This window comes from Streptomyces boluensis (assembly GCF_009908195.1).
Classification (GTDB): Bacteria; Actinomycetota; Actinomycetes; order Streptomycetales; family Streptomycetaceae; genus Streptomyces; species Streptomyces boluensis.
Window position 1 is genome coordinate 1 of record NZ_JAAAHS010000427.1, and the last position, 5,997, is coordinate 5,997.

The 5,997-nt window shown below is 71.1% G+C and carries 7 protein-coding genes; 2 read left to right on the forward strand and 5 right to left on the reverse strand.

All coding sequences use genetic code 11. The features are described 5' to 3' along the window. The 4 genes from GUY60_RS32775 to GUY60_RS32790 all read right to left on the reverse strand — a co-directional run. On the reverse strand, positions 1-986 hold a 986-nt coding region (locus GUY60_RS32775; protein ID WP_161704525.1), incomplete at its 3' end, for a cytochrome P450. Continuing rightward, positions 983-1,702, reverse strand: coding sequence for a tRNA-dependent cyclodipeptide synthase (locus GUY60_RS32780; RefSeq protein ID WP_161704527.1), 720 nt, complete (start codon positions 1,700-1,702; stop codon positions 983-985). The genes GUY60_RS32780 and GUY60_RS32775, both read right to left, overlap by 4 nt. Positions 1,703-1,784: 82 nt before the next feature. Next, complete coding sequence (locus GUY60_RS32785; protein ID WP_161704529.1) at positions 1,785-2,120, reverse strand: DUF6092 family protein; 336 nt, start codon at positions 2,118-2,120, stop codon at positions 1,785-1,787. Continuing rightward, positions 2,080-2,652 carry a nitroreductase family protein gene (locus tag GUY60_RS32790; protein ID WP_312866511.1) on the reverse strand — a complete coding sequence of 191 codons (573 nt, stop codon included), beginning with the start codon at positions 2,650-2,652 and terminating at the stop codon, positions 2,080-2,082. The genes GUY60_RS32785 and GUY60_RS32790 overlap by 41 nt, the downstream gene beginning before the upstream one ends. Before the next feature lie 271 nt (positions 2,653-2,923). Between GUY60_RS32790 and GUY60_RS32795 the strand changes: the two genes are divergently transcribed. Further along, complete coding sequence (locus tag GUY60_RS32795) at positions 2,924-3,400, forward strand: DUF6233 domain-containing protein (RefSeq protein WP_161704533.1); 477 nt, start codon at positions 2,924-2,926, stop codon at positions 3,398-3,400. Positions 3,401-3,423: 23 nt separating this feature from the next. Here the strand turns inward: GUY60_RS32795 and GUY60_RS32800 are convergent, their stop codons facing one another. Continuing rightward, positions 3,424-4,407 (reverse strand): helix-turn-helix domain-containing protein, encoded by a 984-nt coding sequence (locus GUY60_RS32800; RefSeq protein ID WP_187370190.1) that lies wholly within the window; start codon positions 4,405-4,407, stop codon positions 3,424-3,426. A gap of 155 nt (positions 4,408-4,562) precedes the next feature. Between GUY60_RS32800 and GUY60_RS32805 the strand changes: the two genes are divergently transcribed. Beyond that, positions 4,563-5,984, forward strand: a complete 1,422-nt coding sequence (locus GUY60_RS32805; RefSeq protein ID WP_161704537.1) for an aminopeptidase P family protein — start codon at positions 4,563-4,565, stop codon at positions 5,982-5,984. The last annotated feature ends 13 nt before the right edge of the window (positions 5,985-5,997 follow it).

A 5,997-nucleotide genomic window follows, 5' to 3' on the forward strand; every position in this document is an offset into this window, starting at 1 on the left:
AAGTCCAGGCGCTCGGGGGCGGGGAAGACGGCGGGGTCGTGGTTGGCGCCCTCGACGCAGACCAGTACGAGGGAGCCGGCCGCCACCAGGGTGTCGCCGAGCTGCACGTCCGCGGTCGCCAGGCGGGGCAGGGCGTCGCCGATCGAGAGGTTGCGGCGGTACAGCTCCTCGATGGCCTGCGGCATGAGTGCGGGCGTCTCGCGGAGACGCGCCGTCTCCTCCGGGTCGCGCGCCAGGAGCATGATGGCGTGGCCCAGGAAGGCGGCGAGGCTCTCGTAGCCGGCGACCATCAGATTGCAGCCCACATCGCAGAGTTGAGCCTCGGTCAGGCCGTCTTGCGGACGGTCCTCGCGCAGCGCCGCCAGACGGGGCAGCAGCCCGGCGGCCGTGCGGTCCGGGCGAAGTGCCGTGGCCATGACGGCGCGCAGCTCGTCCCAGTTGCGCGCGGCTTCGTCGGGTGTGTATGCGCTGGTGCCCATGGCCACGTCGGAGCACCTGGCGAGCCGCGCGTCGTCGGCGTCGGACAGGCCGAGGATCTCCACCATCAACCGCGTGGAGAGCGGCGAGGCGTAGCCGCTCCAGAGGTCGGCCGGGCTGCCCTCCGCCATGGCCTTGTCAAGCAGTTCGCCCGCGGTCGCCCGCAGGAAGCGCGCCGGCTGATCGTTTCCGCGCGGGGAGAGGGACTTCATCACCTCGCCGCGCAGCCCGGCGCTGGTGATGTTCGCCATGTTGCTCACCGCGTCCGGCGGGAACGCGCGTGCGTACTGCCGCGGTACCCCGTCATCGGCCGTCGCGTACAGGCTGAAGCGGGGATCTGTGAGGACCTGGCGGCACAGCTCATGGCTGGTGACGAGCCACGCCTCGTCCCCGGCCAGGGTGATGACCCGGGCCACCGGCCGGTTCCTCCGCAGCCAGTCGCACTCGGCGGGGACCTCGTCGCCGCGCTGGGAGAACGGGAAGCGCAGCGGAAGTTCATCGACAGTCATCGGAGAGGGTTCCCTTCATTGAGCAGGACATGGCCTTGGTTGCCTGCGGCGCGCAGCACGCTGCGGCCGGTGTAGATCAGGTCGGCGAACTCGACGGGGGCGTGGTAACTGACAATGGAGGAAGGCACATTGAGGATGCTCGGGGTGTCGACGAAGAAGGGGAGCTCGGCGATGAGGTACTCCATGGCCAGAGCGGTGTCGAGACCGTCAGCCGCGTCCTCCCCCACGTCGCCGGCGGCTGCTCTCAGCGCGCGGCGGGTCATTCCGAAGCAGACGTGGTGCAGCTGCTCGTCCTCGACGAGCGCTTTCTCCGCCCTGGCGCGGAGTTTCTGGTACGCCGCGGAGTTCGCCAGGTCCGAGAGAAGATGGGTGCGCTGCCCGTCGACCGGTACGCCGCTGCGCTCCCAGGCCCGGCGAATCCTCCTCCGGACGCCGGAGACTTCCTTGCGGGCCTTCCGGGCCGCCGCCTCCTCGGAGTGTCCGAGTGCGCGGTAGGTGAAGACCAGTCCGTTGTCCGGGCACACCACGTCCACGCGCCGGAAGGCCGCGTGGCCCCAGCGCATCAGGCGCGCGAGGTTGGGGATGCTGAAGTAGCTGTTGCCGGGGCTGACTCCGATGAGCAGGTGGTCGGCGAGGTCGAGTACGCGCTTGCAGTTGGGGGTCAGGGGGACCGCCGTGAATTCCGGCAGGTCGGACGTATGCGGGGCCAGAGCCATTCAGGAGTTCCACACGGTGAAAGCGCGGGGACGCGCGCCTGGGGACAGGGGGAAGACGAGAACCGGTTCGGCAAGCGGCTGTTCAGACGGCCGTTTCCGTCGCCGGGTCCGGGCTCATGCTCTTGAGGCCGTGGGCCGTCTCCAGCGCGAGGCCTTCCAGGAGCTCCGCGAAATCCATGTTCTCGATGGGCGCGAAGAGGGCCGATTCGATCTGCTGCCGTACGGACGCCAGAGCGGGGTTCTGCACTCCGCCGTCCTCGAGGATCCGCAGCGTCCGGCGGGCCGCGTCCATGAAACGGAAGGGTCCGTACTTCGGCGGCTGATGCGGCAGCCCGATCGCGCTGCTGAGGAGGAAGGCGGCGAGTACGGCGATGTCCTCAGCCGATTCGGGCGGCAGGGCCCTTTCCCAAGCGTTCATAGCTGATGACCTCGTTTCTCTTCCGGCGGGGTGGGGAGGCGGGTTCCTGCGCCGGATATCCGATCGGCACGACGAAGTGGGCTTCGATGTGCGAGGGGAGTTCCAGGAGCCGGCTGATCGCGGAACCGCAGAAGCTGCTCACCGGGCAGGCGCCCAGGCCCTGAGCGTGAGCGGCAAGCAGCAGGTTCTCCACAGCCATCGCCAGGCAGAGCAGGCTGTGCCCGCCGCCGGGATCCTCCGTGCACCGCTGCCGGTCGACGCAGGCGACGACGATGGCCGCGGGATCGCCGATGATTCCCGGGGCGAAGGCCCTGACCCGCCGCAGATTGGTCTTTTCCCGGACCGCGACGAAGGCCCACGCCTGGCGGTTGGCGGCGGTCGGCGCGGCGACCGCCGCGTCGAGCATCCGGTCAAGCAGTACATCGTCCACCGGATCGCCGGTGTAATGGCGGACCGCGCTGCGGGTGCGCAGCACTTCGAGAACAGCGTCGGACGTGGTGTCTGCCGTCGACGGTAAGGAATCACTCAGCACACCAAGATCGTAACTCTCGGTGATCGGAGTCGCCGTGCATGACACGCTCGGGTGTTGCGGCATCGAACGCGCACGCGTAAGGGGAGGATTCAGCCGCGGCCGAGGCTGTACACGAGGTAGACCATGTTGGCCCCGCGCGGTAGTGCCGTCCCGGAGGGCGATCAACACCCAAGCCTCATCCGTCAGTTCATGTCGACGCACCACGAACGGAGTTGGGCTGGGTCGTGGAGCGGCAGCGCGGCGAGCGTGGGCGGGGCGGGTCCGGCTGGTCGTGCACCTCTACTACTGCCCCGACGCGCCGCGCGGCGGCGTCGAGTTGAACCTTGATCAGGCGTTGACGGAGTTGGTGCGGCCGGGGTCGCGGGCGTGCACGGAGTGCGGCGCCGCTGCGGCGCTGCTGCCGCTGCTCGGCACCGAGCCCGAGACCGGCGACACCCCGTGCTGCCCTCCGCCGAGGGCAGCACGGCCACGCTGTGCCTTGCTGCGCCACGGCCCTGACACCCCGTCGAGCACGACCAGGACCAGGCCGACGTACCCGCCGAGGACCGGAGCAACAGCGCCTGGAGGAGCAGGGTTTTCCTCAGCCTGCTGGAGTTCCGGAGGCGACCCCGCCGGTCACGCCTGGCGCCCCTGGATCACCGGCCGGGTCACGTCGTACGACAACGACTGCACGCACCACGCGATGATGCAGCCCGACCACATCGCCCCCATCGGCAAGGTCATCGCGGCCCGCATCAGCCCGGAGTGACCTCGGGCCTGACGTTCACCTCATCACAGCCAGCCCGCGCGCTGTGCTTGCAGGGCCAGTTGGAAGCGGTTCACTGCGCCGAGGCGGGCCTGAAGGATCTGCAGGCGGCGGAAGAACGTGCGGCGGCTGATGCCCAGTTCGCGGGCGATGACGTCGTCGCCCGCGCCCCCGGCGAGGAGGCGAAGGAGTCGGCGGTCGGCAGGGGCGAGGCCGGCCGGGCGGGTGGTGCGGCCGTGGAAGGGGAGGGCGCTGAGCCAGGTCTGCTCGAACAGGGCCACCAGGGCGGAGAGCAGCCCGCACGGCTGCACGACCAGCATCGAGTCGTGCACGTCGGACTCCTGGATCGACAACGACACCAGTGCGTACGCCTCGTCGATGATCACGAGCTTGACCGGCACCGACGGCAGCACCCTGGCCTGCTCGCCGGCCTCGACGCACGGTTCGACGACCGCCTCCAGTTGCCCCGGATGCTCCAGCGACTCCCGTGAGTAGACGACGCGTTGCGTCACCCCGCGGGCGATGGTGGCCAGGGCGTCCTCGGTGGCGCCGGGGATGGGGAAGTACGGGGGCGAGTCGAGCTGCCGGATCTGCTCGCGGGCGCTGGCCCAGGCCTGGCGCATCCGGGGCCCGATGGCCTCGCCCGTGACGACCTCCACGAGGTCGTCGGTGTGCGCGGCGAGCCGCAGCCGGCGGAACGACTCGAACGCGCCGCCCACGGTGCGGCGCGACTCGGCGAGCTCGGCGGCCCGGCGCCGGGCGAGGATCTCCAGGCCCGCGGCGGGCGGCACCGGGGCCGCACTGTCTCCATCCCGGCCGACGGCGCCGGCCAGCCCTGCGTCGACCAGTTCGCCGTACGCCGCGGCGAGTTCAGGGCCGCCGATCCCGGTTGTCTCTCCGACCGAGCTCAGCGGGGCCGGGGCCAGTTCGAGGAGGGCCAGATAGACCCGGCCCGCCGTGGGGCCGATGCCCAGGAGCCGGAGGGCCTCGCCGAGTTTCGCGTTCGTCATGGGCCGCATTATCGAGTGCTTCCGGCGGGCGCCTCCGCCGAGCCTCCGCTGGGTTGTGGCCGATCAGTGCCACTGGCACTCCTCGGCCCCGACGTCCGCCGCGCGCGGCTACCGTCCTGGCCGAAGCCAACCAACTCAGCGGAAGAAGGCAGGACATGGCGAAGGGTCGCAAGAACGGCCTCTACTCGGGCATCTCCGAGGAGCTGTCCGCCCTGATGCGGACGGGCTGGGCCGACACCGAACGGCACGACCTCAAGGCCGACGACCAGGCCCCGTACGCGGCCCGCCGCCGCGCCGCGCTCTCCGCGCGCTTCCCCGGCGAACGCCTCGTCGTCCCCTCGGGAAACCTCAAGGTCCGCTCGAACGACGACACTTACCCCTTCCGCCCGCACTCCGGCTATGTGCACATGACCGGAGACCAGGTCAGGGACGGCGCACTCGTCCTCGAACCCCGCGCGGACGGCGGCCACGACGCCTACTGCTACCAGCTTCCCCGGGACAGCAGGGACGACGACGAGTTCTGGACCGGCCCGCACGCGGAGCTGTGGACGGGCCGGCGCCGCTCGCTCGCGGAGTCGGAGCGCGTACTCGGCCTGCCCTGCCGCGACGTCCGAACGGCCGCGGCCGACCTGGCCGCGGCCCGTACGGGCGCCGGCGCGGCGACCCGTATCGTCCGGGGCGTCGACCCGGCCCTCGAAGCCGCCGTCAGCACCGACGAGGAGCGCGACGCCGAACTCGAAGCCGCGCTCAGCGGCCTCCGCGCCGTCAAGGACGAGTGGGAACTCGCCGAGCTCCGCAAGGCCGTGGACTCCACGGTGCGCGGATTCACCGACGTCGTCGGGGAGTTGTCGCGGGCGATCGCCTCGTCCGAGCGCTGGATCGAGGGCACGTTCTTCCGCCGGGCCCGCCTGGAGGGCAACGCCGTCGGCTACGGCTCGATCTGCGCGGCGGGCGAGCACGCCACGATCATGCACTGGACGGACAACAACGGCCCGGTGCGCCCGGGGGATCTGCTCCTGCTCGACGCCGGCGTGGAGACCCACTCCCTCTACACCGCCGACGTCACCCGCACCCTCCCGATCAGCGGCACCTTCACGCCCCGCCAGCGCGAGATCTACGACGCGGTGTACGAGGCCCAGGAGGCGGGCATGGCGGCGGTCAAACCGGGCGCCGCGTACCGCGACTTCCACGAGGCGGCACAGCGCAGCCTGGCGGCCCGCCTGGTCGAGTGGGGCTTCATCGAAGGCCCCGCCGACCGCGCGTACGAACTCGGCCTGCAGCGCCGCTTCACCATGGCCGGCACCGGACACATGCTCGGCCTCGACGTCCACGACTGCGCTCAGGCCCGCGCGGAGGAGTACGTCGACGCCGTACTGACGCCGGGCATGTGCCTGACCGTCGAGCCGGGCCTGTACTTCCAGGCGGACGACCTGACGGTGCCCGAGGACTGGCGCGGCATCGGCGTCCGCATCGAGGACGACCTGGTCGTCACCGAGGACGGCCACGAGAACCTGTCCGCGGGCCTGCCCCGCTCGGCGGACGAGGTCGAGGAGTGGATGGGGCGGTTCGCGGGCTGAGGGGGCTGGGGGC